Here is a 24,359-nt window from a genome sequence, read left to right on the forward strand (position 1 = left end):
GGGTCAGGCGGGCGACTCCGGCTCGGGGTCGGTGGGCTGCGCCTCTCGCTTGGCCTGCTCGTGACGGCGGCGCTGCTCCTCGGCACGCTCGCGGAGCTGGCGCAGGAACTCCTCGTCCTTGGCGGGGTCGCTGGCGGCCATCCGGCCGGGCCGGTCGTACTCGGGGAACGCCGTCTGGACCCCGGACCGCCGCGTGGTCTCCGGCCGTCCCGCCACGAGCCAGGCGACCGAGCCCACGAGCGGGAAGAACAGCACCAGCAGCAGCCACGCCACCTTGGGCAGGTTGCGGATGCGGCTCTCGTGGCTGCCGATGACGTCGACGAGGCAGAACACCCACAGGGCGAAGGTGACGACGCCGCCGAGCAGCTCGAGCTTGATCATGGACGGATTGTGGACCACCGAGGTCGCCGAGGACCACGGAATGCGCCGATGCGGTCACATGTCGCGGTAGCGCCGCGCCTCGTCGAGCGCGGAGCGCAGGATGTCGGCGCCGGCAGGTCGCGCCGACCAGTCGGGGTAGGTCGTGCCGGGCGTCGCGTACGGCGTCACGTAGGCGCTCGTGTCGCGCTGGACGCGCCACCCCTCGGCGAGGGCTCCGAGGTCGAGGGCGTCGTAGCCGATCGCGTCCAGGAACGCCGTGACCGTCTCCTTGGCCGACGCGTCGTCGCCGGCGATCGTGAGCGTCGAGCGGTCGGGGTCCCCCGCAGGGCGGGCGAGGACGGCCAGGTGGTCGACGTAGATGTTGTTGAAGCCCTTGACCACGTGGGAGTCGGGCAGGTGCGCCTGCAGCAGCTCGCTGGTCGTCGTGGACTCGTCGTCCAGCTCCGCGATGTGCCCGTCGCGGTCCGGGTAGTAGTTGTTGGTGTCGATCACGACCTTGCCGCGCAGCGGCTCCACCGGGACCTCCCGGTAGTTCTTGAGCGGGACCGTCACCACGGCGAGGTCGGCTGCGGCGGCGGCCTCGGCGGCGGTCGCGGCCCGCGCCCGCGGACCGAGCCGCTCGACCAGGTCCGCGAGCGTCTCCGGTCCCCGGCTGTTGCTCACCACCACGTCGTAGCCGGCCTCCACCGCCAGCCGTGCCACGGTGCTGCCGATGTTGCCGCTGCCGATGAGTCCGATGGTCGTCATGGTGGTGGAACGGGCGCGGGCGGCGTGGCATTCCACCCCCGCGTCACCGGTTCGTCACCGGGGCGCCGTCGCGGCCTCGTATCCTGCGACTCGTGACCTCCGACGACACCCTGCCCGCCGCCACCGACGAGGGGCTGGGCGAGGAGCTCGTCCGCCTCGCGTCCGCCGACAACTTCCGCGACGTCGCGGGCCCCGGCTACGCCACCGCCGACGGCGGCGCGCTGCGGCGCGGCGTGCTCTTCCGCTCCAACGAGCTGACCCTCACCGACGAGGACGCCGACGCCCTGGCCCGCTTGGGGATCACGGCGATCTTCGACCTGCGCGACAGCCACGAGGTGGAGGCCCACCCGGACGCGCCGGTGCCGGGTGCCACCTGGCGCCACGTCGAGGTCAAGGGCATCCCCATGGACACCGTGACGACCCTGGAGTCGCGCGAGCAGGGCCTCGCCGTCATGGGCGAGGTCTACCGCGGGTTCGTCGAGAAGGAGGGCGGCCGCGAGGCGTTCAGCACCCTGCTGCGCGAGGTCGCCGCCGGGGACGCCCCCCAGCTCTTCCACTGCACCGCCGGCAAGGACCGCACCGGCTGGGCCTCGGCGCTGCTGCTCCACGTCGCCGGCGTCGACCGCGCGACGGTGCTCGAGGACTACCTCCTCACCAACACGATCTCCTCGGCCACGCGCACCAAGTACCTCGGCATGGTCCGCGAGCACCTCGGCGAGGAGAAGGTCGACGTCTACGAGACCGTCATGGTCGCGGACGCGGACTACCTCCAGCAGGCCTACGACGCCGCCGACGCGACGTACGGCTCCCTCGACGGCTACCTCGCCGACGGGCTAGGGCTTGGTCCCGACACCCTGACCGCCCTGCGGGCTCGCCTCGTCGTCTAGGGGGTCGTCCAGCGGGCCGTCGAGCTGGTCGCTCAGCTGGGCGCTGACGCTCTGGGCGGGGATGCTCTGCGTGCGCGCGCTGCGGCCGTCCTTCTCGTGGCCGTCCAGGACGATCTCGTGGGTGTCGCCGTCGCGGCCGTCGAACCGGACGCTCACGGTCTCGAAGCCCTTGTGCCGCTGCATCTGCGCGTACATCGCGTAGACCCGGCGGTCGGCCTCGGTGAGGTCGACCGCGTCCGTGAACGGCGTCAGCAGGGCGCGCGGCCACAGCCGCTGCGAGAGCACGACGTTGAGCTCCACCCCGAGCACGCCGATGACGGCGGCGATGTAGATGAGCCCGATCAGGCCGAGGACCAGGCCGAAGGTCTTGTTCATGGAGCTGGTGCCGCCCAGCACGTTGGTGGCGTAGACCGTCCCGAGGTGCTGCAGCGCCTGCCAGCCGATCGCGACGAGGAACGCCCCCGGCGCCGTGCGCAGGAAGTGGTCGCGACGCGGGGAGGCCAGGCGGAACAGCAGGGTCAGGACCAGCCCCACCACCACGACGGTCCCGGCGAGGATCACCCAGCGGATCGTGGTGTTGATCTCGGCGCCGAAGTTCTCGGCGTTGCTCCCGAGCACCCCGACCGCCGACAGCACCAGCACCGCGATGCCCGCCGCCGCCAGCAGGGCCAGGCTCTTGAACCGCAGCAGGAACGGATTGGGCCGGCTGTTGCGCGGCACGGCGTACGCCGTCGCCATGGTGTTCTGCGCCGCCATGCCGAGGCCCAGGCAGCCGTACATCGCCGCGAGCGCGCCGACCACCACCGCGCCGGTCGAGCCGCGCAGCCCCTCGGGCCGCCCCAGCTGGTCGCCGATGATCGGGAAGTTGCTCAGCGCGGAGTTGAGCACCTCCTCCTGCAGCTCGGGGTTGCCCTGGAGGATGAAGCCGAAGATCGAGGTCGCCAGCAGCAGCAGCGGGAAGATCGCGACGAAGGCGTAGTAGGTCAGCGCCGCCGACAGGTAGTTGCCCTGGTCGTCGAAGAACTTGTAGATCGTCGCGATCGGGACGCCCAGCACCCGGAACCGCCGCTGCGTGCGGTCGACCTTCCCGACGACGTTGGCCACAGGCCTCACGGTACTGGTGCGACCCCCGCGACGCCCCGGAGGTTGAGGAGGGACGAAGTCCCGTCTCGAAACCCCGGCGCCACCAACGCCTCGGTGGTCGAGGCGCGAGGAGCGCCAGCGACGAGCCTCGAGACCACCCGTGTGCCTGAAGTAGTTTCGCGAGGCGCTAGATGGCCTAGCTAAACCCCTGCCCCTGAGGAGGGACAAAGCGTCCGGTCCGGACCTTCTCGGGATGCTTAGTGGCCCATCGCCGCGGATGACCTGCACTGCCCGATTAGATCTCAAGTGCTCGCTGGCCCCTGCGCTTCGGGTGGGCGACGTTCTGCTTCAGTATTAGGTCCGAACCAGCCCGTCGGATCGTAAATCCAACTACTTGTGGGTCCTGGTGGACTTTCCTCTCCCTGTAGGTCCTCGAGCGTCCAGCGCTCGTCCTGTGCCAGCGCACGCTCGCCTGCCACCCACGCCCCCGAGGTTAGGGACGCGATGGATCGGAAGATTCGCACCGATCTCCTTCGTGACCACAGCGCAACCGCTACACCTTCGACGCCACACCGTTGGGCCCTTCGGAACTCGCGCACAGCCCGCCGCCCCTGTCCAAGGGAACGAAAGATGTGCCCTCGAAGCAGGTGCGCCTGTCCGACGCCCTCTATGTCCATGCCCCGAGTCTTGGTCATCGCTTCCAGCAGCTCTAGAAGAAAGTCACTGCCACCCTCATCACCGAAGTCACTGTCGTCATCATCTTCACGTCGCTCGTCTTGGCCATCCTCGTCCTCCCCCTCGCTCAGGACGAGGGTGCCGTCCAGCCAGTCATTGGCTACCCACATCGCCGCGTCCCCGCTTCCCTGTTGCGCCGCGGCTGCCATCACGACGTGGGCCGCGGCCTCACCCTTCGAGGCGAGGGCAAACCCGGTTGCAAACAGTTCGAGCGCTGATTCGCTGGAGTCAAGAACATCAATGCCAGCTCGGTCCACGGGGTCAGCATTCTCATAGGCAGGGAGCGGGAACGCGGCAGCGGCCAGAGTTCGCGCATGCTCAAGCGCTCGCGAAGCGTCCTCGCCGCCTACTTGGCGTCCATGTATGGCGGAGTTTCGTGCCTTGAGGAGTTCCTCTCGCAACTGCCGGAAGGTGAGTCCTCCCGGAAGTAAACCTCCTTCTGTCTCGAACTTCGCGATCTTCTGGCCAAGGGTCAGTCGGTCGCCCGTACTTTGACCGTCGCCAGACGTAGCCAGGCCGTCTAGCAACTGAGAAAACACCGCCTCGGCCGCGGCACCAGCCTCAGAAGCGACAACTCGGGCCTCTCTTCTTGAGGCAGCGCGGTCGGCTTGCCTGATGAGCTGCCAGGGGAGAGGCACGTCGGCTAGGGCTGCTGCCTGTCGCAAGGTGAAAGCGAGCAGCAAGTTTCCCATGGGAAGAGGCTGTTGTTTGACCTCCGGAGTGATCGTTCCGCTGGCAGGCAACTGCGTCCTCATGCCATCTCGAGTGCGGAACCTGCCGACGGCCATAGGCCGACCAATCCAGTCGATTTGGGGACCCGCGGAGGCGCGAAAAAGGTCAGCCCAGTTCTCGACAATTTTCAGCCAGCGATGAAGGCCCTGATCGACTGCATCAACAACCGCCGCGGGATTGTCAGGGTCAAGCCAGTAGTAGAGACGGCAGGAGTCCGTGTAGACACTTTTCGCATAGTTTGGAGGTTGCAGCACGGCCACTTGCCGCCGCCAACCAGTCGAAGCAAGACCATCCTCCGGCCTGTCCACGCCCGGCATGGGGATATCGGCGGGTATGGCCAGCGGAGACGTCCTGAGAAGGCGAACCTCGACCTTGACGCCTCCCACCCTGGTAGGGAAGGTACTTCCGATCTGAGCTGGGTGTACCGCAAACGGAGTGTGAAAAGGAACGTTCGAAGTGGCCCGGGAACGCATAAGGAGATCATGGCACTCCTCCGCTTCAGGGCTCCGCTTCCAGCGACCGTGGCCTCCGCTTAGAACTATTGTCGGCTGTTGGGCGGATCGGCCGGCGGAACGAACTAGCGCCTGAATTTGCTGGCCATGATCACGTTCGCCGGCAATAGAGCTGGTGGGAGTGGGATGCTAGGCCAACGGCGGCTCAGTAGGACTTCGGCAGCCCCAGCGAGTGCATCGAGACGAAGTTGAGGATCATCTCGCGGCTGACGGGGGCGATCCGACCGGCGCGGGTGGCGACGAGGAGGCCGGCCATGCCGTACTCCTGCGTGATGCCGTTGCCGCCGTGGGTCTGCACGGCCCGGTCGGCGGCGTCGCAGGCGGCCTCGGCGGCGGCGTACTTGGCCATGTTGGCGGCCTCGCCGGCCCCCAGGTCGTCGCCGGCGTCGTAGAGGGCCGCGGCCTTCTGCGTCATCAGCCGGGCCAGCTCGATCTCGATGTGCGACTGCGCCAGCGGGTGCGCGACGGCCTGGTGGGCGCCGATCGGGGTCTTGAAGACGACCCGCTCCTTGGCGTACGCCGTCGCCTTGTCCAGCGCGTAGCGCGCCAGGCCGGTCGAGAACGCCGCCGCCATGATGCGCTCGGGGTTGAGGCCGGCGAAGAGCTGCACGAGCCCGCCGTCCTCGTCGCCCACGAGGGCGTCGGCCGGGAGCCGGACGTCGTCGAGGAACACCTGGAACTGCAGCTCGGGGCTGACGATCTCCATCGCGATCGCCTTTGCCTCCAGCCCCGGCGCGTCGGTGGGCACCACGAACAGGCACGGCTTGAGCTTGCCGGTCTTGGCGTCCTCGGCGCGCGCGACCACCAGGACGTTGTCGGCCTCGTCGACGCCCGAGATGTAGATCTTGCGTCCGTTGAGCACCCAGCCGTCGCCGTCGCGGCGCGCGGTGGTGGTGATGTTGTGGGTGTTGGTGCCGGCGTCGGGCTCGGTGATGGCGAACGCCATCGTGCCGGTGCCGTCGCACAGCCCGGGCAGCCAGCGCTGCTTCTGCTCCTCGGTGCCGTAGCGGCTGATGATCGTGCCGCAGATCGCCGGGCTGACGACCATCAGCAGCAGCGGGCAGCCCTGCGCGGAGAGCTCCTCGCAGACCGCCGCGATGTCGCCGATCCCGCCGCCCCCGCCGCCGTACTGCTCGGGGATGTTGATCCCGAGGTAGCCGTTCTTGCCGATCTCCAGCCACAGGTCGGTGGTCTTCCCACCCGAGCGCGCCTTCTCGGTGAACCAGTCGCGGCCGTACTTCGAGGCGAGCCTGCGCACCGCCGCCCGCAGCTCCTGGCGCTCCTCGGTCTCCGTGAACGTGGTCATGCTTCTTCTCCTGTCTCGACGACGGCGAGGACCTCGCCGGCGGCGACCTGGGTGCCTGGCTGGACGTGGATCTCGGTGACCGTGCCGTCGTGCGGCGCGCTCACGGTGTGCTGCATCTTCATGGCCTCGAGGACCAGGACCGGGTCGCCCGTGGCGACGCTCGCGCCCGGCTCGACGGCGACCCGGACGACGGTGCCCGGCATCGGCGCCAGCAGGCTGCCGCTGGCCACCTGCTCAGCCGGGTCGACGAAGCGCGGGGTCCGCACGAGCCGGGCGTGACCCAGCGGACCGTCGACCTCGACGGCGCCGCCGTCGACCCGCACGGCGTACGTCGACGCGACCCCCTGCTCCTCCAACGTCACCTCGTGGCTACCGGCGACGAGCACCGTGAGGCCGTCGACCTGGTAGCCGTCGCGGCCGCCGAGCCAGCTGACCTCGTGGTCGCCGAACCGGGTGACCTGGGGCTGCGACACGACGTTGCGCCAGGCGACCGGCACGCCGCGCTGGACGGTGCGCCGCTCCCGCGCGTCCTCGGCCAGCGCCAGCGCGGCGGCGACCTGGAGGTGACGGTGCGGCGCCGCCGGTTCACCGGCCTCCACGACGGAGGTGCGCTCGAGGAAGTCGGTGCTGACCTGCCCGTCGAGGAACGACCGCTCGCGCAGGATGCGGACCAGCAGGTCGCGGTTGGTCGTGAGCCCGTGGATGCGAGCCCCGTCGAGCGCGCCGGCGAGCCGTCGGGCCGCGGCCGCGCGGGTCGGTGCCACCGCGATCACCTTGGCCAGCATCGCGTCGTAGTGGGTGGAGACCTCGCTGCCGGACGCGAAGCCCGACTCCACGCGGATCCCCGGGCCGGCCGGGATCTCGAACGCCGTCAGGGTGCCGCTCTGCGGCTGGTAGCCGGCAGCCGGGTCCTCGGCGTAGAGGCGCACCTCGATCGCGTGGCCCTGCGGCGCCCAGTCGCCCGCCGGCAGCACGCCGGTCTCAGCGACCGCGAGCTGGAGCTCGACCAGGTCGACGCCCCACACCTCCTCGGTGACGGGGTGCTCGACCTGGAGGCGGGTGTTCATCTCGAGGAAGAAGAAGCGCTCGGTGGCGGTGTCGTAGAGGAACTCCACGGTGCCGGCGCCGACGTAGCCGATCGCCTCGCCCGCGGCGCGGGCCGCGTCGTGCAGCTGGGCCACGACGGCCGGGTCGAGGTCGGGCGCGGGCGCCTCCTCGACGACCTTCTGGTGGCGGCGCTGGATCGAGCAGTCGCGCTCGCCCAGCACCAGCACGCCGTCGCGGTGGCCGACGACCTGGACCTCGACGTGGCGACCGCGCTCGACGTAGGACTCGACGAAGACGGTGCCGTCGCCGAACGCGGAGGAGGCCTCCTGGCGCGCGGCCTCGATCTCGCGCGGCAGGTCGGCGAGCTCGCGCACGACGCGCATGCCGCGGCCACCGCCCCCGGCCGACGCCTTCACGATCAGCGGCAGGTCGGCCTCGGTGGCGTCGTCGACGGTGAGGTTGCGCAGCACCGGCACGCCGGCGGCCTCCATCAGCAGCTTCGACTCGATCTTGGAGCCCATGCGGCGGATCGAGTCGGGCGCGGGGCCGATCCACGTGCGCCCGGCGTCGAGCACGGCCTGCGCGAAGTCGGCGTTCTCCGAGAGGAACCCGTAGCCGGGGTGGATCGCGTCGGCACCGGTGAGGCGTGCCGCCTCGAGCACCAGGTCGGAGCGCAGGTAGGTGTCGGCCGGCGCGTTGCCCGGCAGGCGCACCGCGACGGTGGCCTCGCGGACGTAGGGCAGGTCGGCGTCGGCGTCGGAGTGGAGCGCCACGGTCTCGATGCCGAGGTCGCGGCAGGTGCGGAACACCCGGCTCGCGATCTCGGCACGGTTGGCGACCAATACTCTGCTGATCATGTCGTACCTCTCGCTGGGTTTCGACGCGCCCGTTGCGACCTCGTGCCTCGGTCGCAGGGCTTGCTCAACCTCGTCTCGCTGACGCGACGTGCTCGTCCCTCGCACGGCGCTGCTCGCTTGATCATGGGCGGAACACTCCGAACCGGTCGGTGCCCTGGAAGGGGAGGTTGTCGATCACGGACAGGCAGATGCCCAGGACGGTGCGGGTGTCGCGGGGGTCGATGACCCCGTCGTCGTAGAGCATCCCGGAGAGGAAGTAGGGCAGGGACTGCTCCTCGACCTGGGCCTCGACGAGCTGCTTGATGCCCTGGAAGCCCTCGGCGTCGAACTCCTGGCCCTTGGACTCCGCCGACTGCTGGGCCACGATCTCGAGCACGCCGGCGAGCTGGGCCGGCCCCATGACCGCGGACTTGGCGGAGGGCCAGGTGAAGAGGAAGCGCGGGTCGAAGGCGCGGCCGTTCATGCCGTAGTTGCCGGCGCCGTAGGACGCGCCCATGATCACCGTCAGGTGCGGCACGGTGGAGTTGCTGATGGCGTTGATCATCATCGCGCCGTGCTTGATGATGCCGCCCTGCTCGTAGTCCTTGCCGACCATGTAGCCGGTGGTGTTGTGCAGGAAGAGCAGGGGCGTGTCGGTCTGGTTGGCCAGCTGCACGAACTGCGTCGCCTTCTGCGCCTCCTCCGAGAACAGCACGCCCTGGGCGTTGGCCAGGATCCCGATCGGGTGCCCGTGCAGCCGGGCCCACCCGGTCACCAGCGAGGTGCCGTAGAGCGGCTTGAACTCGTCGAACACCTGTCCGTTGGTCTCGCTGACGCCGTCACAGATCCGGGCGATCACCTCGCGAGGGTCGAACGGCTCCTTGAGGTCGGTCGGGATCAGGTCGAGCAGGCCGTCGGGGTCGGCGTCCGGCTCGGCGTAGCCCGTCCCCCCGTGGGTCGAGGAAGGCGCGCTAGCGCCTGTCTCGAAACCCGGTGAGGTCCGCGCCTTCCTCCAGTTGAGCCGGGCGACGATGCGGCGCCCGAGGCGGATCGCGTCGTGCTCATCCTCGGCGAGGTAGTCGGCGAGGCCGGAGGTGCGCGCGTGCATCTCGGCGCCGCCCAGCGACTCGTCGTCGGACTCCTCACCCGTGGCCATCTTCACCAGCGGCGGGCCACCGAGGAAGACCTTGGCCTGCTCGCGGACCATCACCGTGTAGTCGCTCATGCCGGGCACGTAGGCGCCGCCGGCCGTGGAGTTGCCGAACACCAGCGCGATGGTCGGCTCCTTGCGGGCGCTGGCGCGGGTGATGTCGCGGAAGAGCTTGCCCCCGGGGATGAAGATCTCCTTCTGCGTCGGCAGGTCCGCGCCGCCGGACTCCACGAGCGCGACGCTCGGGAGCCCGTTCTCCTGGGCGATCTGCGCGGCGCGGAAGATCTTCTTCACCGTCCAGGGGTTGGAGGCGCCGCCCTTCACCGAGGGGTCGTTGGCGGTGATCATGCACTCGACGCCCTCGATCACCCCGATGCCGGTCACGACGCTGGCGCCGACGGTGAAGTCGGAGCCCCAGCCGGCCAGCGGGCTCAGCTCGAGGAACGCCGAGCCCTCGTCGACGAGCAGCTCGATGCGCTCGCGCGGCATCAGCTTGCCGCGGCCGTGGTGGCGCGCGACGGACTTGTCGCCGCCGCCCGCCACCGCCTTCGCGTGCTCGGCGTCGAGCGCCTCGATCTTCTCGAGCATCGCCTCGCGGTTGCTCATGAGCGGTCCTCCTCGGTGGTTGAGGTGCGAGGAGCGCCAGCGACGAGCCTCGAAACCCGGTGACGTGCGTGCGGCCTCACGAGGCGTAGCCCAAGAGCTTCGCGGCGAGGTCGGTGAGGACCTCGGTGGCACCGCCGCCGATGGGCAGGAGCCGGGCGTCGCGGTAGTGCCGCTCGACCTCGGTCCCGTGCATGTAGCCCGTGCCACCGTGCAGCTGGACCGCCTCGTCGCAGACGTACGTCGCGGCGTCGCAGGCGGTCTGCTTGGCCAGGCAGGCCTCGGCGATGACGCTCTCGCCGGCGACGTGGCGGGCGGCGACGGCGTGGGTGTAGGCACGGGCGACCTCCACGCGACGGTGCATCTCGACGAGCTTGTGGCGCACCACCTGGCGCGAGGCCAGCGGCTGCCCGAAGGTCTCGCGATCGCGGCAGTAGGCGGCGGTCAGCGCCAGCGAGCGGGCGGCGATGCCGTAGCCGTGGACCGCCAGCGCCATCCGCTCGACGACGAACTGCTCGGCGATGTACCAGAAGCCGGCGTCCTGCTCGCCGACCAGGTTGCCGACCGGCACCCGCACGTCGGTGAACGACAGCTCGGCGGTGTCGGAGCAGTGCCAGCCCATCTTGGCCAGCCCCCGGTCGACGACGAAGCCCGGCGCGCCCTTGTCGACGACCAGCAGGCTGACGCCCCCCGCGCCCGGCCCGCCGGTGCGCACGGCCGTCGTGACGAAGTCGGCGCGCACCCCGCTGGTGATGAAGGTCTTGGCGCCGTTGACGACGTAGTGCTCGCCGTCGCGCACGGCGGTCGTCCGCAGGTTGCCGACGTCGGAGCCGCCGCCGGGCTCGGTGATCGCGAGCGCGCCGATCAGCTCCCCGGCCAGCGTGGGCCGGACGTAGCGGTCGACGAGGTCGGGCGAGCCGTGGGCCGCGAGGTGGGGCAGTGCGATGCCGTGGGTGAAGAGCCCGGCCATCAGGCCGCTCGAGGCACCGGCGGCGAGCATCGCCTCCTGCAGCGCGACGGTGTCGAGCAGGTCGCCGCCCTCGCCGCCCACCGACTCGGGGAACGAGATCCCGAGCAGGCCCTGGCGCGCCGCCGCCACGTGCAGCTCGCGCGGGATCGACCCGGCGTCCTCCCACGACTGGAGGTGGGGCTCGACCTCGCGGCGGGTGAACTCGGTGCCCAGCGCCCGGAGCTCGGACCTCGGCTCGGCGGTCGTCACAGCAACCCCTCCTGGACGTGCACGATGCGTGAGCGGACCCACTCGCCCAGGCCCTTGGCCTGGGGGTCGAAGCGCGTTGAGGCGGCGACGCCCTCGCCGAGCAGGCCGCGGATGAGCACGTTGACGGCGCCCAGGTGCGGCAGCACGTAGACCTCGACGTCGAGGTCGCGCGCCTCGGGGACCAGCTCGCGGACCTTGCGCGGGCTCATGAACTTGGCCAGCCACGTGACGCGGGCGGCGTGCTTGTCGGCATCGACGGTGTCGTCGTGCGCCACCCAGAGGCCGAGGTTGGCGTCGCCGCCCTTGTCGCCGGAGCGGGCGTGCACGAAGGAGCCGAGCGGGGCGCGGCGCGTGAGGGAGTCGACCGGCGCGGGGTACGGCGAGGGCCGCAGGCCGTCGGCGGCGTCGGCGCCCGAGAAGTCCGTCGGGTCCGGCACGACCTCGCGGCTGCCGTCGGCGTGGACGACGGTGTGGGTGACGGCCGAGCGGTCGACGTACTCGGGCCGGTAGATGCCGTAGGGCGTCGGCGGTCCGGGCGGCGCGGTCATCGTGAAGCCGGGGTACGACGCCAGGGCCAGCTCGACCGCGGGGCCGGTGAACGCCTTGGCGACCGGGCCGGCCTCGGGGTCCAGGACGGTGCACCGCAGCAGGCAGGAGGCGCCCTCCTGGGTGTCGGAGTCGCCGGCGGGCAGGGCGGTGCGGGTCCAGCTGACCGTCGTGGCCGTGAGCGAGGGCTCCAGCTGGGCGCGCACCCAGTCGGCCTTGGCATCGATGTCCAGGCCGGTGAGCACCAGCTCGAGGGAGTTGCGGAAGCCGCCGAGCGTGTTGACGCAGACCTTGAGCCGCTCGGGCGGCGCCGCACCGGTGACGCCGCTGATCGCGACCCGGTCCGGGCCCTCCTGCGCCAGGCGCACCGAGGCGAGGTCGGTGACCACGTCGGGGTTGAGGTAGCGGGTGCTCTGGATCTCGTAGACCAGCTGCGCGGTGACGGTGTCGACCGTGACCGCGCCGCCGGTGCCGTCCTGCTTCGTGACGACGCAGGAGCCGTCGGCGGCGATCTCGGCGAGCGGGAAGCCCAGCGGGCGCCCGGTGTGGGACAGCGTGCGGAAACCGGAGAAGTTGCCTCCCGTGGCCTGGGTGCCGCACTCGAGCACGTGGCCCGCCACGACGGCGCCGGCCAGCTCGTCGTAGGACGTCGGCGTCCAGCCGAAGTGCGCGACGGCCGGGCCCACGACCAGCGAGGCGTCGGTGACACGGCCGGTCACGACGACGTCGGCGCCCTGGCGCAGCGCGGCGGCGATGCCGAAGCCGCCGAGGTAGGCGTTGGCGGTGAGGGCGCCCTCGCTCAGGCCCACCTCCGCGGCGCGCGAGCGCAGGTCGTCGCCCTCGACGTGGGCGATCGCGGGGTCCAGGCCGAGGCCCTTCGCGACCTCGCGCAGCCGGTCGGCCAGGCCCGCGGGGTTGAGGCCGCCGGCGTTGCTGACGATCGTCACGCCCTGCTCGAGGGCGAGCCCCAGGCAGTCCTCCAGCTGACGCACGAAGGTCCGGGCGTAGCCGAGCGAGGGGTCCTTCATCGTGTCGCGGCCCAGGATCAGCATGGTCAGCTCGGCGAGGTAGTCGCCGGTGAGGACGTCGAGGCCGTGACCGTCCCGGGCGCCCTCGAGCATCTCGCGCATGGCGGCCAGCCGGTCGCCGTAGAAGCCGGAGCAGTTGCCGATGCGCAGCACCGGCGCGGTCGCGCCGCTCGCCGCGGTCATCGGCGCGCCCGACCCTCGCCGGGAGGTCCCGCGAAGCACTGTGCGATCCCCAGCCACCGCTCGGCGTCGTCACCCTGCGCCACCAGGGCGGTGTCGTCGCGGTGGACGCGCTGGGTGACCAGCAGGCAGAAGTCGTACGCCGGACCGGTCACCCGCTGTGCCGCGTCCTCGGGACCCCACGTCCAGAGCTCGCCGGACGGCGACGTGAGCTCGACGCGCGGCTCGTCGGCCGGCGGCTCGAGTCCGTTGCTCGCGAACGAGAACCCGCGGGTGCGCACGCCGATGTGGGCCACGTGGCGGATCCGGTCGGTGACCTCGGGCTCGGTGCCGAGGGCCTGGTAGACGTCGAGGGCGTGGGCCCAGGTCTCCATGAAACGGGCCGTCGCCATGGAGGTCGCCGACATCGGCGGGCCGAACCACGGCATCTTCTGCCCGTCCGCGAGCTCGCGCAGCGCCTCGGCGAGCTCGGTGCGGGCCTTGCCCCAGCGCGCGAGCAGCGCCGTGGGGGCCAGCCGGGCGACCTCGTGGGCCGCCGTGTCGACGTACCCGGTGGGGTCGGCGATGGCCTCCAGGACGAGGTCGTCCCAAGCCTGCTTGCCCTCGGGACCGACCAGCGAGCGCGCGGCGGCCGTGGCGGTCTCGTCGGTCCACAGCAGGTGCGCGACCTGCGTGGCGACGCTCCAGCCCGCGGCCGGGGTGGGCGTGGCCCAGCCACCCCGGTCGGAGGCGTCGAGCCCGGCGACGGCGTTCCACAGCCGGTCGGTCTCGGCGTCGAGATCGGCGAGCAGGTCCTCGAGCAGCTGGCTCACGGGGTCTCCTTCAGGGCGGCGTCGAGGGTCAGGGCCCACTGGTCGAGGATCCCCGCGCGGCGGCGGGCGTCGTCGGTGATCGTGTCGGCGAGGCCGAGGCCGCGCACCAGGTCGAGGGTCGCCTGGATGAGCTCGCGCGTGCCCGGGCGCGACTCGTCGGCCCCGAGAAGCTCGACCGTGAGGCGGTGCACCTCGCGGCCGACCCGCTGCTCCAGCGGCGCCACGGCGTCCAGGAGGGTCTTGTCGGTGCGCGCCGCGACCCAGAGCTCCAGGGCCGCCGTGAAGACCGGCGAGGTGAAGTGGTCGCCGAGCATCGTCAGCACCGCGCGAGTGCGCCGCTCGCCTCGCGGCAGGCGGGAGGCGGCCGCGGCGAGCTCGGCACCGCGCACCTCGGTCAGGTGCTCTACCGCGGCGACCACGAGGTCGTTCTTGGTCGGGAAGTGGTGCAGCTGCGCGCCGCGGCTCACGCCGGCCCGCTGCGACACCAGCGTCGTGGTGGTGCCGCCGAAGCCCCGCTCGACGAGCACCTCGACCGTGGCCTGCAGCAGGCGGGCCCGCATCACCCGGGTGCGCTGCTCCTGGGGGACGCGCGTGGCGGGTCCGGTGGTCACGTGGCGAGCATGCCGCGAACCGAACAAACAGTCAAGCCTGACTTTTAGTCCCGGGTGACGGGGGACCGCCACGGGTGGCAGCAAGGGCCGAGCCGTAGGACACAATCCCGTCCATGCCCACGATCCTGATCACCGGAGCGTCCTCCGGCCTCGGCGCCGAGATGGCGCGCCAGTTCGCCGCGAAGGGCCACGACCTCGCCCTGTGCGCCCGTCGTGTGGAGCGGCTCGAGGAGCTGCGCGACGAGATCGCCGCCGCCCACCCCGAGCGCCGGGTGGTGCTCCGGGCGCTGGACGTGACCGACGACGAGCAGGTCTTCGAGGTCTTCCGCGCGTTCCGCGCCGACTTCGGCACCCTCGACCGGGTGATCGTCAACGCCGGGCTCGGCAAGGGCGCCGCGCTCGGCACCGGCCGGTTCGACGCGAACCGGGAGACCGCGATGACCAACTTCGTCGCCGCCCTCGCGCAGACCGAGGCCGCGATGGAGATCTTCCGCGACCAGGAGCACGGCCACCTGGTGATGGTCTCCTCGATGTCGGCCCTGCGCGGGATGCCCAAGTCGATGACGACGTACGCCGCCACCAAGGCCGGCGCGGCGATGCTCGCCGAGGGGATCCGCAACGAGCTCTACGGCAAGCCGCTGGGCAAGCGCCTCAAGGTCACGGTCCTCTACCCCGGCTACATCGCCTCGGAGATGAACGACGCCGTGGCCGACAAGGCGCTCCTCATGACGTCCACCGAGAAGGGCGTGCGCTCGATGGTCTCCGCGATCGAGAAGCAGGTCGCCGACGCCTGCGTCCCCGCGCTGCCCTGGGCCCCCCTCTCCCTCCTCATGAAGCACGCACCGCTGCCGGTCCTCAAGCGCCTCATGTAGCGGCCACGGCGGGGTAGTCCCTAACAAATTCGTGGTGTTCCCGGCTGGAAGACCACGAATCTGTTAGGGACTACCCCGACGTCAGCGGTAGGTGAGGAGGTCCGCGGGGAGGTGGGCGTGCTCGTTGAAGGTGAGGAGGCGGGAGCCGGTCGAGCCGACCATGACGCGGGTGAGGGAGGAGTTGACCGTGACCGTGTTGAGGCGGGACCAGAGGTGGGCGATCGCGGCGGGGTCGTCCGCGGGGGCGAGCAGGGCGGCGACGACGACCGCGATCGTGCCGCCGGAGCTCACCACGACGATCGTGCGGCCGGGCCCGGCGTCCGCGGCCGCGCCCCCCAGTGAGCCCCTCACCCGGGCGACGAAGGCGGCGTAGGACTCCGGGAAGCCGTCGTCCTCCCCCGCGGTCCACCGGGCGGTGGCCCGCTCGAACACCTCCTGGAACGTACGGCGGTCCAGCTCCGCGGGAGCGTCCCCTCGGTGGGCGGCGACCAGCCCCACGTGGTCGAACTCGTCCCACCCGGCGTCCACCGAGCTCGGGACGTCACGCCAGCCGGCTCCGTCGGCCATCGCCTCCGCGGTCTCGCGGTGCCGGCGCATGTCGCCGCGCACCATCGCGCTCGGCGTGACGCCCTGGGCGGCGAGCGCCGCGCCGAGCAGGCGCCCCTGCGCCCAGCCGGTCTCGGACAGCACGTCGTAGTCGGCGGCGCCGAACGACGCCTGGCCGTGGCGGACCAGCAGGACCTGCCCCATCAGCGGTAGCCCGTCATTCGGCCGCGGCGACGAGCCCGCGGCAGCGGGTCTCGAGGTAGCCGACCGCCGGGCCGAACACGGCGTACTGCTCGTTGGTGGTCTGCCCGTGGAAGTAGCGGTACCAGATCTGCTGGGCGATCACGGCGAGCCGGAACAGCCCGAAGACCTCGTAGAAGCGCCAGCGCTCGGGCGTCATCTCGAAGCCCATCCGCTCGCAGTAGTGCGCCACCACCTCCGCGCGCGTCCACATGCCCGGCGCGGTCGTGGGCTGGCGGCGGAACATCTGCAAGAACTCGTCGTCCCCGGCCTCCACCCAGTAGGACAGCATCCCGCCGAGGTCCATCAGCGGGTCGCCGACGGTGGCCATCTCCCAGTCGAGCACGCCCACCACGGTCATCGGGTCGTCCGGGTCGAGCACGAGGTTGTCGAAGCGGAAGTCGTTGTGGATCATCCGCTGCCCGACGTCGCCCGGCTTGTGCGCCTCGAGCCACGCGACGACGTCGGACCAGTCGCCGGTGTCGTCGGTGCGCGCGTCGGCGAAGCGCTTGGTCCAGCCGCCGAGCTGGCGGTCGACGTAGCCGTCGCCGCGCCCGTACGCCGCCAGCTCCGGCGACGCGGTGACGTCGACGGAGTGCAGCGCGACGAGCACGTCGAGCACGCTCTCGCACAGCCGCGAGACCTCCGCGGGCGGCAGGTCCCAGGGCAGGTCACGGCGCGGGATGGTGCCCTCGATGCGCTCCATGACGTAGAAGTCCGAGCCGATGACGCTCGCGTCGGTGCAGTGCCCGACCATCGTGGCGACGTAGGGGAAGAGCGGCGCGAGCTCGCGCTGGATCACGAACTCCCGGCCCATGTCGTGCGCCCCGGCGGCCTTCACCCCGGCCGGCGGGCGGCGCAGCACGAGGTCGCGCGCGGGGTAGCGCAGGAGGTAGGTCAGGTTGGAGGCGCCGCCGGGGAACTGCCGGACCTCCGGCGTCCTTTCGAGGTCCTCGCGGAAGGCCAGCGCGTGCTCGCGCAGCCAGGCCGCGACCGCCTCGACGTCGAAGGCGTCCTCGTCGCGGACGGCCTTCGCCGGGTTGCCGGCGTCGTCGCGCTCGCTCACCGCGCGCCCTCCTCGAGCTTGACCGCCTGGGCCCGCATGACCACGTCGTACGTCGCCCGGTCGGTCTGCTTGAGCGCGTGAGCGTCGCGGGCGGCCTGGTCCGGCACGATCAGCTCGTCGCCGCGGTCGAGGCCCTCGAGGACGGCCGCCGCGATGTCGTCGGCGCTGACCGGCGACTCGTCCACGAGCTTGCTCATCACCTCGGCGAGCGCGGTGTCGGCCCCGCGCAGCGACGACATCAGGCTGGTGCGGAAGTAGGACGGGCACACGACGTGCGCCGTCACGCCATAGGCGGCCAGCTCGTGCCCGGTCGTCTCGGTGAGCGCGACGACGGCCGCCTTGCTGGCGTTGTAGGACGCCATGCCGGCCGGGTGCACGAGCCCGGCGAGCGAGGCGGTGTTGACGATCCGCCCGGAGCGCTGGCGCTTGAACATCGGCACGAACGTGCGGGTCCCGCGGACCGCGCCGAAGAGGTTGATCTCGGTGATCCACTGCCACTCGTCCATGGTGGCGACGTCCAGCCGGCCGCCGCCGGCCACGCCGGCGTTGTTGACCAGCACGTCCAACCCGCCCCACGTGGACTCCACGTGCGCGAGCGCAGCCGCCCAGTCGTCGTCCGACGTGATGTCCAGGCGGTAGCCACCGGAGGTTGAGGAAGGCGCGCTAGCGCCTGTCTCGAAACCCCGCTCGTAGCTGACGTCCGTGCGCAGCACCTCGTCACCGCGCGCCTCGAACGCCGCCGACAGCGCCTCCCCGAGGCCGGACGCGGCGCCGGTGACGAGCACCCGGCTCATCGCTTGGTCCCGTAGCGGCCGAGCTCGAGGCGGGCGACGACGCCGAGGTGCACCTCGTCGGGGCCGTCCGCGAGGCGCAGCGAGCGGGCGGAGGTCCAGGCCTCGGCGAGCGGGAAGTCCGCCGACAGTCCGCCGCCACCGTGGATCTGCATCGCGAAGTCGATGACCTGCTGGGCCATGCGCGGCACGGCCACCTTGATCTGCGACACCTCCGAGAGCGCGTTGACCGGGCCGCCGACGTCCAGCTTCCACGCAGCGTTGAGCACCAGCAGCCGCGCCTGGTCGATCGCGATCCGGGCCTCCGCGATGCGCTCGCGGTTGCCGCCGAGGTTGACCAGGGGCTTGCCGAACGCCGTCCGCTCGGTCCCGCGCTCGCACGCCTTCTCCAGCGCCATCTCGGCCAACCCGATGAGCCGCATGCAGTGGTGGACCCGACCCGGGCCGAGCCGGCCCTGCGCGATGCCGAAGGCCGCGCCGGGGCCGCTGAGGATGTTCGTGACCGGCACGCGCACGTCGGTGAAGGACACCTCGCCGTGGCCGAGCGGCTCGTCGTAGAGGCCCATCACGCTGAGCATCCGCTCGACCTTGACCCCGGGAGTGTCCTTGGGCACCAGCACCATCGAGTGCCGGTGGTGCCGGTCGGCGTCGGGGTCGGTGAGCCCCATGAAGACCAGGACCTTGCAGTCGGGGTGGCCGATGCCGGTGGACCACCACTTGCGGCCGTTGATGACGACCTCGTCGCCGTCGAGGACCGCGGTCGCCTCCATGTTGGTGGCGTCGGAGGACGCGACCCCGGGCTCGGTCATCGTGAACGCCGAGCGGATGCGGCCGTCGAGCAGCGGCTCGAGCCAGTCACGGCGCTGCTCCTCGGTGCCGTAGCGCAGCAGCACCTCCATGTTGCCGGTGTCGGGCGCGTTGCAGTTGAGGACCAGCGGCGTGAGCGCGGAGCGGCCGCTGAGCTCGGCGATCGGGGCGTAGTCGACGTTGGTCAGGCCCTCGCCCCCGTCGGTGCCGAACCGGGCGGCGTACTCCCCCGCGTGCTCGTGGGGCAGGAAGAGGTTCCACAGGCCGCGCTCGCGCGCCTTGGTCTTGAGCTCCTCGATCAGCGGCAGCGGCTGCCACGGGTCGCCGGTGAGACGGGCCTGCGCGAGGTCGCGGTGGTAGCCCTCCTCCGCCGGCTCGATCTCGGTCCGGATGAAGTCCTGGACGCGGGCGGTCAGGTCGGCGGCGCGCGGTGACGGTGAGAAGTCCACGTACCGCACAGTAGTGCGACGATGCACGCGTGCAGACCCCGATCCGGTCCCTCGCGGCGCCCGCCCTGGTGGCGCTGCTCGTCACCGGCTGCTCGGGCGGCGGCGACGACGAGGACCCACGGTCGGCACCCTCCGCCACGTCCAGCACCTCGTCGGGCGCCACCTCAGGGGACGTCGACGAGGCCGCCCTGCGCGACGGCCTGGTCGGCTTGTGGGTCGGTGACGACAGGGGGCCCGAGGACACCGCCACCGGCGAGTGCTTCGCCGACGCGCTGCTCGCGGCGAGCACGCCGGAGGACCTGCGGGCCGCCGGGATCCTCGACGACACCGGCGCCGTGGTCGCCGAGCTGCCGGTCCTGGACGAGCAGGGTGCCGGGCTGTGGGTCGACGCCCAGCTCGCCTGCACCGACTTCGTCGCGGAGTCGACGCGCGCCCAGGTCGCCGCGACGAAGGGCAAGGTCGACCGGACGGCGTACACCGAGTGCCTGCGCGACGCCCTGAGCGAGGAGGAGCAGCGCGCCGCGGCGATCGCCTCGCTCCAGGGCGACCTCTCCGGTGACGCGGTCGCCGCTCTCAGCCAGGCCCAGCTCACCTGCGTCCAGCAGGCGCTGCCGCCCGACTGAGGCCGGAGACGCCGCTGGCCCGTCCGAGTCGGACGGGCCAGCGATCTGAAGTGCGCGTCAGGCCGGGAAGGACCCGCCGGTCTCCGCGAGGTCGCGCAGCCACGGGGTGGGCGCGAACCGGTCGCCGTACGTCGCCGCCAGCTCGTCGGCGCGCTTCACGAACGCCTTGAGGCCGATCTCGCCGTCGGTGCCTTCGTAGCCGGTCATGAACTGCGCGGCGCCACCGGTCATCGGCGGGAAGCCGATGCCCATGATCGAGCCGATGTTGGCCGCCGCCGCAGAGGTGATGACACCCTCCTCGAAGCACTTGGCGGTCTCGAGCGCCTCGGCGAAGAGCATCCGGTCCTTGACGTCCTGGAGCGGGAGCTGCTCCTCGGCGACGGGGAACAGCTCGCCCAGGCCCGACCAGATGGACTGGCGCTTGCCGGCCTCGTCGTAGTCGTAGAAGCCGGCGCCGCGCAGGCGACCGGCGCGGCCGGCCTCCAGCATCCGGTCGACGACCGCGGTGCCGGGGTGCTCGGGGGCCGGGCTGCCCTCGCGCTCGGCGGCCTCGCGGGTCGCCTTGGCGATCTTGGCCATGAGCTCGAGGTTGAGCTCGTCGGAGAGCTGGAGCACGGGCGCGGGGTAGCCGGCCTGCGTGGTCGCGCGCTCGATCGTCCAGGGCTGCACGCCCTCGGCGAGCATCGCCATGCCCTCGTTGACCATGAAGCCGATGACGCGCGAGGTGTAGAAGCCGCGGCTGTCGTTGACGACGATCGGCGTCTTGCGGATCTGCTGCACGACGTCGTAGGCCTTGGCCAGCGCGGCGTCCGAGGTCGCCCTGCCCTTGATGATCTCGACCAGCGGCATCTTGTCGACCGGGCTGAAGAAGTGCAGCCCGATGAAGTCGGCCGGACGGTCGACGCCCTCGGCGAGCTCGGTGATCGGCAGCGTCGAGGTGTTGGAGCACAGGAGCGCGTCGGCGTTGACGTACGGCGCGATCTCGGCGAACACCTGGTGCTTGAGCGAGGGGTCCTCGAAGACGGCCTCGATGACCAGGTCGCAGCCGGCGAGGGCGGCAGGGTCGGTCGTGGCGGTGATCCGTCCGAGCAGCTCGGCCTTCTTGTCCTCGGTGGACTTGCCGCGCGAGATCGCCTTGTCCAGCAGCGCCTCGGAGTAGGCCTTGCCCTTGTCGGCGCTGGCCTGCTCGACGTCCTTGAGGACGACCTCCATGCCCGCACGCGCGCAGGAGTAGGCGATGCCGGCGCCCATCATGCCGGCGCCCAGGACGCCGACCTTGGTGGCCCTGAACGGCTCGAAGCCGTCGGGGCGCAGCGAGCCGGAGTTGATGGCCTGCAGGTCGAAGAAGAACGCCTGGATCATGTTCTTCGAGCCCTGGTTGACGATCAGGTTCGTGAGGTAGCGCGACTCGATGCGCGAGGCGGTGTCGAAGTCGACCTGTGCGCCCTCGACCGCGGCGCTGAGGATCGCCCGGGCGGCGGGGTAGAGCGCGCCCTTGGTCTGCTTGCGCAGCAGCGCGGGGAACGCCGGCAGGAAGCCCGCCAGCGCCGGCGACTTGGGCGTGCCGCCGGGCATCTTGTAGCCCGGGGCGTCCCAGGGGTTCTTCGACGCCTCGGGGTTGGCCTTGATCCACGCCTTCGCGGCGGGGACGAGCTCCTCGCGGGTGGCGACGAGCTCGTCGACCAGGCCCTTCTCCTTGGCCGTGGCCGGGGTGAATTGGGTGCCCTGGAGCAGCACGTCCATGAGCCCGGACTGGATGCCGAGCAGGCGCACGATGCGGGTGACGCCGCCGCCGCCGGGCAGCAGGCCGAGGCTGGACTCGGGCAGGCCGAGCTTGACCGAGGAGTCGTCGACGACGATGCGGTGGTTGGTGGCGAGCGCGATCTCGAAGCCGCCGCCGAGCGCGGCGCCGTTGATGGCGGCGACGACCGGGCGCGGGAAGGTCTCCAGGCGGCGCAGGCCGGCCTTGACGCTCTCGGCGAGCGAGAACACCGAGGCGGCGTCGTCCTTGGTCGCCAGCACCATGGACTTGAGGTTGCCGCCGGCGAAGAAGGTCTTCTTCGCCGAGGCCACGACGACGCCGGTGACGTCGTCGGCCTCGGCGTAGAGGCGGTCGACGGCGTCGGCCATCGAGGAGATGTAGAGCTCGTTCATGGTGTTGGCGCTGGCCGTCGGGTCGTCGAGGGTCAGCGTGACGATGCCGTCGGCGTCGCGCTCGTAGTGCACGGCGGTCTGGGTCGTGGTGCTCATCTGGTGGTCCTGTTCGTCTGGGTGAGTTCAGGGGTACGGCGGGTGGTGGCGGTCGGCGGTCGGCTCACGGGGTCTCGACACGCGGGTCACGGCTTCGCAAGCTCAGCCGTGCCGCTCGCTCGACCACCATCAGCTGGTGTGAGCTCGTCCCTCGCTCACACCAGCTCGACGATCGTGGCGATGCCCATGCCGCCGCCGACGCAGAGCGTGGCGAGGCCGCGGCGCAGGTCGCGGCGCTGGAGCTCGTCGATCAGGGTGCCGAGGATCATCGCGCCGGTGGCGCCGAGGGGGTGGCCCATGGCGATGGCGCCGCCGTTGACGTTGGTGATCTCGTGGCTGATGTCCAGGTCGCGCATGAAGCGCATCGCCACGGCGGCGAAGGCCTCGTTGATCTCGAACAGGTCGATGTCGTCGACGGTCAGGCCGGCCTTGGCCAGCGCCTTGCGGGCGGCGGGGGCCGGGCCGGTCAGCATGATGACCGGGTCGGCGCCGGAGACGGCGGTCGCCAGGACGCGGGCGCGCGGGGTGAGGCCGAGGTCGGTGCCGACCTGCTCGGAGCCGATCAGCGTGATCGCGGCGCCGTCGACGATGCCCGAGGAGTTGCCGGCGTGGTGGACGTGGTTGATCTTCTCCACCCAGTGGTACTTCTCGAGCGCCACGTCGTCGAAGCCGGCGTCGGCGCCGATCTGCGCGAACGACGGCTTCAGGCCGGCGAGGCCCTCGGGGCTGGTGTCGGGGCGGATCGTCTCGTCGTGGTCGAGGACGGTGAGGCCGCTGATGTCCTTGACGGGCACCACGGAGCCGGCGAAGTACCCGTTGGCCCACGCCTTGGCGGCACGGTGGTGCGACTCGGCGGCGTACGCGTCGACGTCGCCCCGGTCCCAGCCCTCGATGGTGGCGATCAGGTCGGCGCCGATGCCCTGCGGCACGAAGCCGGCCTTGAACGCGGTGGCGGGGTCGGAGGCCCAGGCGCCGCCGTCGGAGCCCATGGCCACGCGGCTCATCGACTCGACGCCGCCGGCGAGGATCAGGTCCTCGAAGCCGCCGCGGACGCGGGACGCGGCCTGGTTGACGGCCTCGAGGCCCGAGGCGCAGAAGCGGTTGAGCTGGACGCCCGCGACGGTGTCGGGGTAGCCCGCGGCCAGCGCGGCGGTCTTGGCGATGTCGCCGCCCTGGTCGCCGATCGGCGAGACCACGCCGAGGACGACGTCGTCCACGCGGGCCGGGTCGAGGCCGGGGTTGCGCTCCTTGACGGCGTCGAGCAGGCCGACCACCAGGTCGACCGGCTTGACCTCGTGCAGGGAGCCGGCGGCCTTGCCCTTGCCGCGCGGCGTGCGGATGTGGTCGTACACGAATGCTTCTGCCATGACCGTCCTCGATGTTGGGTGACGCGATGTGGAGACGAGCGTGTGGGTCGGGTGCGTGGACCTCCCGAGACTCCGATTGTGACACTATTGCTGTCACTATCGTCAAGGGCCCGGGTGTGGCCTCACTCACCCGGGCGGGAGTGCGCCACGAAGGAGGCAGGCATGACCCACGGATCCGTCACCGACAACGTCGACGAGCTGCGCGGCCTGCTCACGCTGGAGGAGCTCACCAACCGGGTGGGGATGAGCGTGCGCAACGTGCGCTTCTACACGACCAAGGGGCTCGTGCCGCCGCCCCTGCGGCGCGGCCGCTCGGGCTACTACACGCCCGACCACGTCGCCCGCCTCGAGCTCGTGCAGGAGCTGCAGAGCCACGGCTTCACGCTCGCGGCGATCGAGGGCTACCTCGCCGGCATCCCCGCCGACGCCAGCCCCGAGGACATCGCGCTGCGCCGTACGATGCTCGCCCCCTGGCAGGCCGGACGCCCCGTGCTCCTGACGCTGGCCGACCTGGAGCGGCGCTGCGACCGCTCGCTGTCGGCCGACGACCTGCAGGTGCTGGCGGCTCTCGGGATCGCCGAGCCCGTCGGCGAGGAGACCTACGAGGTCGCCCAGTCCCAGCTCTCCGTGGGCCTGGCCCTGCTCGACCTCGGCTACCCGCTCGAGGCCGCCGTCGCCACCGGCGAGATCTACCGCCGCCACGGCCGCGAGCTGGCCCACGAGCTCTACGACGTCTTCCGGCGGATGGTGTGGCCGGTCTACCGCGAGTCCGGCGCGTCCCCCGAGACCGTCCAGGCCGTCGTCGAGCGCCTCAAGCCGCTCTCGGTCGCCAGCCTGGTGTCGGCCTACGAGGCCGGCATGGACGAGACCAAGCGCGAGAACATCGCCCGCAAGGCGCGCGGCTGAGGGTCGCCGGGCGGCTGCGCGTGAGAT

At 71.5% G+C, this 24,359-nt stretch carries 21 protein-coding genes; 4 read left to right on the forward strand and 17 right to left on the reverse strand.

The annotated features are described in order from the left end of the window. Positions 1–3 precede the first annotated feature (3 nt). Entirely contained in the window at positions 4–381 is a 378-nt protein-coding gene (locus E4622_RS12165; RefSeq protein WP_134740431.1) for a PLDc N-terminal domain-containing protein, read from the reverse strand. Between the two features lie 54 nt (positions 382–435). Continuing rightward, the gene (locus tag E4622_RS12170; RefSeq protein ID WP_280633759.1) at positions 436–1,164 is read right to left on the reverse strand and encodes an NAD(P)-binding domain-containing protein; all 729 of its coding nucleotides are present in this window, start codon (positions 1,162–1,164) and stop codon (positions 436–438) included. A gap of 56 nt (positions 1,165–1,220) precedes the next feature. On the opposite strand from E4622_RS12170, the gene E4622_RS12175 reads away from it, so the two are divergent. After that, the gene (locus E4622_RS12175; protein ID WP_167736058.1) at positions 1,221–2,015 is read left to right on the forward strand and encodes a tyrosine-protein phosphatase; all 795 of its coding nucleotides are present in this window, start codon (positions 1,221–1,223) and stop codon (positions 2,013–2,015) included. On the opposite strand, the gene E4622_RS12180 is transcribed toward E4622_RS12175, so the two are convergent. From E4622_RS12180 to E4622_RS12220, 9 genes are all read right to left on the reverse strand, one after another. Then, complete coding sequence (locus E4622_RS12180; RefSeq protein WP_134740434.1) at positions 1,962–3,119, reverse strand: YihY/virulence factor BrkB family protein; 1,158 nt, start codon at positions 3,117–3,119, stop codon at positions 1,962–1,964. The two genes, E4622_RS12175 and E4622_RS12180, sit on opposite strands and share 54 nt — an antisense overlap. Positions 3,120–3,400: 281 nt before the next feature. After that, positions 3,401–4,951, reverse strand: coding sequence for a hypothetical protein (locus E4622_RS12185; protein WP_134740435.1), 1,551 nt, complete (start codon positions 4,949–4,951; stop codon positions 3,401–3,403). Between the two features lie 271 nt (positions 4,952–5,222). After that, the gene (locus E4622_RS12190; protein ID WP_134740436.1) at positions 5,223–6,383 is read right to left on the reverse strand and encodes an acyl-CoA dehydrogenase family protein; all 1,161 of its coding nucleotides are present in this window, start codon (positions 6,381–6,383) and stop codon (positions 5,223–5,225) included. Continuing rightward, a complete protein-coding gene (locus tag E4622_RS12195; protein ID WP_134740437.1) occupies positions 6,380–8,287 on the reverse strand; it encodes a biotin carboxylase N-terminal domain-containing protein in 1,908 nt (635 codons plus the stop codon). The genes E4622_RS12190 and E4622_RS12195 overlap by 4 nt, the downstream gene beginning before the upstream one ends. A gap of 121 nt (positions 8,288–8,408) precedes the next feature. Continuing rightward, the gene (locus tag E4622_RS12200; protein WP_134740438.1) at positions 8,409–10,022 is read right to left on the reverse strand and encodes an acyl-CoA carboxylase subunit beta; all 1,614 of its coding nucleotides are present in this window, start codon (positions 10,020–10,022) and stop codon (positions 8,409–8,411) included. A 76-nt stretch (positions 10,023–10,098) separates the two neighbouring features. Continuing rightward, positions 10,099–11,238 (reverse strand): acyl-CoA dehydrogenase family protein, encoded by a 1,140-nt coding sequence (locus E4622_RS12205; protein WP_134740439.1) that lies wholly within the window; start codon positions 11,236–11,238, stop codon positions 10,099–10,101. Further along, positions 11,235–12,995, reverse strand: coding sequence for an acyclic terpene utilization AtuA family protein (locus tag E4622_RS12210; protein ID WP_134740440.1), 1,761 nt, complete (start codon positions 12,993–12,995; stop codon positions 11,235–11,237). The genes E4622_RS12205 and E4622_RS12210 overlap by 4 nt, the downstream gene beginning before the upstream one ends. Further along, complete coding sequence (locus E4622_RS12215) at positions 12,992–13,804, reverse strand: TIGR03084 family metal-binding protein (protein ID WP_209021890.1); 813 nt, start codon at positions 13,802–13,804, stop codon at positions 12,992–12,994. Before E4622_RS12215 ends, E4622_RS12210 begins: the two co-directional genes overlap by 4 nt. Then, entirely contained in the window at positions 13,801–14,415 is a 615-nt protein-coding gene (locus tag E4622_RS12220; RefSeq protein ID WP_348536995.1) for a TetR/AcrR family transcriptional regulator, read from the reverse strand. Before E4622_RS12220 ends, E4622_RS12215 begins: the two co-directional genes overlap by 4 nt. A gap of 113 nt (positions 14,416–14,528) precedes the next feature. On the opposite strand from E4622_RS12220, the gene E4622_RS12225 reads away from it, so the two are divergent. Continuing rightward, positions 14,529–15,287, forward strand: a complete 759-nt coding sequence (locus E4622_RS12225) for an SDR family oxidoreductase (RefSeq protein ID WP_134740441.1) — start codon at positions 14,529–14,531, stop codon at positions 15,285–15,287. Positions 15,288–15,368: 81 nt separating this feature from the next. Here E4622_RS12225 and E4622_RS12230 read toward each other — a convergent pair whose 3' ends face one another. From E4622_RS12230 to E4622_RS12245, 4 genes are read right to left on the reverse strand one after another with little or no spacing between them, the layout of a single operon-like run. Continuing rightward, entirely contained in the window at positions 15,369–16,037 is a 669-nt protein-coding gene (locus E4622_RS12230) for a histidine phosphatase family protein (protein WP_134740442.1), read from the reverse strand. A gap of 13 nt (positions 16,038–16,050) precedes the next feature. After that, complete coding sequence (locus E4622_RS12235) at positions 16,051–17,139, reverse strand: phosphotransferase family protein (RefSeq protein ID WP_134740443.1); 1,089 nt, start codon at positions 17,137–17,139, stop codon at positions 16,051–16,053. After that, a complete protein-coding gene (locus E4622_RS12240) occupies positions 17,136–17,933 on the reverse strand; it encodes an SDR family NAD(P)-dependent oxidoreductase (RefSeq protein WP_134740444.1) in 798 nt (265 codons plus the stop codon). Before E4622_RS12240 ends, E4622_RS12235 begins: the two co-directional genes overlap by 4 nt. Further along, positions 17,930–19,186, reverse strand: a complete 1,257-nt coding sequence (locus E4622_RS12245) for an acyl-CoA dehydrogenase family protein (RefSeq protein WP_134740445.1) — start codon at positions 19,184–19,186, stop codon at positions 17,930–17,932. Before E4622_RS12245 ends, E4622_RS12240 begins: the two co-directional genes overlap by 4 nt. 29 nt (positions 19,187–19,215) lie before the next feature. Here E4622_RS12245 and E4622_RS12250 point away from each other — a divergent pair, with 29 nt between their 5' ends. Further along, complete coding sequence (locus E4622_RS12250) at positions 19,216–19,809, forward strand: hypothetical protein (RefSeq protein WP_134740446.1); 594 nt, start codon at positions 19,216–19,218, stop codon at positions 19,807–19,809. A 57-nt stretch (positions 19,810–19,866) separates the two neighbouring features. Here the strand turns inward: E4622_RS12250 and E4622_RS12255 are convergent, their stop codons facing one another. Together E4622_RS12255 and E4622_RS12260 are read right to left on the reverse strand one after the other, a co-directional pair. Beyond that, a complete protein-coding gene (locus E4622_RS12255) occupies positions 19,867–22,059 on the reverse strand; it encodes a 3-hydroxyacyl-CoA dehydrogenase NAD-binding domain-containing protein (protein WP_134740447.1) in 2,193 nt (730 codons plus the stop codon). Positions 22,060–22,214: 155 nt separating this feature from the next. Continuing rightward, positions 22,215–23,426 carry an acetyl-CoA C-acetyltransferase gene (locus tag E4622_RS12260; RefSeq protein WP_134740448.1) on the reverse strand — a complete coding sequence of 404 codons (1,212 nt, stop codon included), beginning with the start codon at positions 23,424–23,426 and terminating at the stop codon, positions 22,215–22,217. A 162-nt stretch (positions 23,427–23,588) separates the two neighbouring features. Between E4622_RS12260 and E4622_RS12265 the strand changes: the two genes are divergently transcribed. Continuing rightward, positions 23,589–24,332, forward strand: a complete 744-nt coding sequence (locus tag E4622_RS12265) for a MerR family transcriptional regulator (protein ID WP_134740449.1) — start codon at positions 23,589–23,591, stop codon at positions 24,330–24,332. Positions 24,333–24,359: the final 27 nt, after the last annotated feature.

Origin of the sequence: Nocardioides sp. 503 (genome assembly GCF_004522095.1) — a bacterium.
Classification (GTDB): domain Bacteria; phylum Actinomycetota; class Actinomycetes; order Propionibacteriales; family Nocardioidaceae; genus Nocardioides.

Coding starts and splice junctions, on each gene's coding strand:
- E4622_RS12165 (WP_134740431.1), bottom strand. CDS start 381: ATGATCAAGCTCGAGCTGCTCGGCGGCGTCGTCACCTTCGCCCTGTGG.
- E4622_RS12190 (WP_134740436.1), bottom strand. CDS start 6,383: ATGACCACGTTCACGGAGACCGAGGAGCGCCAGGAGCTGCGGGCGGCG.
- E4622_RS12195 (WP_134740437.1), bottom strand. CDS start 8,287: ATGATCAGCAGAGTATTGGTCGCCAACCGTGCCGAGATCGCGAGCCGG.
- E4622_RS12200 (WP_134740438.1), bottom strand. CDS start 10,022: ATGAGCAACCGCGAGGCGATGCTCGAGAAGATCGAGGCGCTCGACGCC.
- E4622_RS12210 (WP_134740440.1), bottom strand. CDS start 12,995: ATGACCGCGGCGAGCGGCGCGACCGCGCCGGTGCTGCGCATCGGCAAC.
- E4622_RS12225 (WP_134740441.1), top strand. CDS start 14,529: ATGCCCACGATCCTGATCACCGGAGCGTCCTCCGGCCTCGGCGCCGAG.
- E4622_RS12230 (WP_134740442.1), bottom strand. CDS start 16,037: ATGGGGCAGGTCCTGCTGGTCCGCCACGGCCAGGCGTCGTTCGGCGCC.
- E4622_RS12240 (WP_134740444.1), bottom strand. CDS start 17,933: ATGAGCCGGGTGCTCGTCACCGGCGCCGCGTCCGGCCTCGGGGAGGCG.
- E4622_RS12255 (WP_134740447.1), bottom strand. CDS start 22,059: ATGAGCACCACGACCCAGACCGCCGTGCACTACGAGCGCGACGCCGAC.
- E4622_RS12260 (WP_134740448.1), bottom strand. CDS start 23,426: ATGGCAGAAGCATTCGTGTACGACCACATCCGCACGCCGCGCGGCAAG.
- E4622_RS12265 (WP_134740449.1), top strand. CDS start 23,589: ATGACCCACGGATCCGTCACCGACAACGTCGACGAGCTGCGCGGCCTG.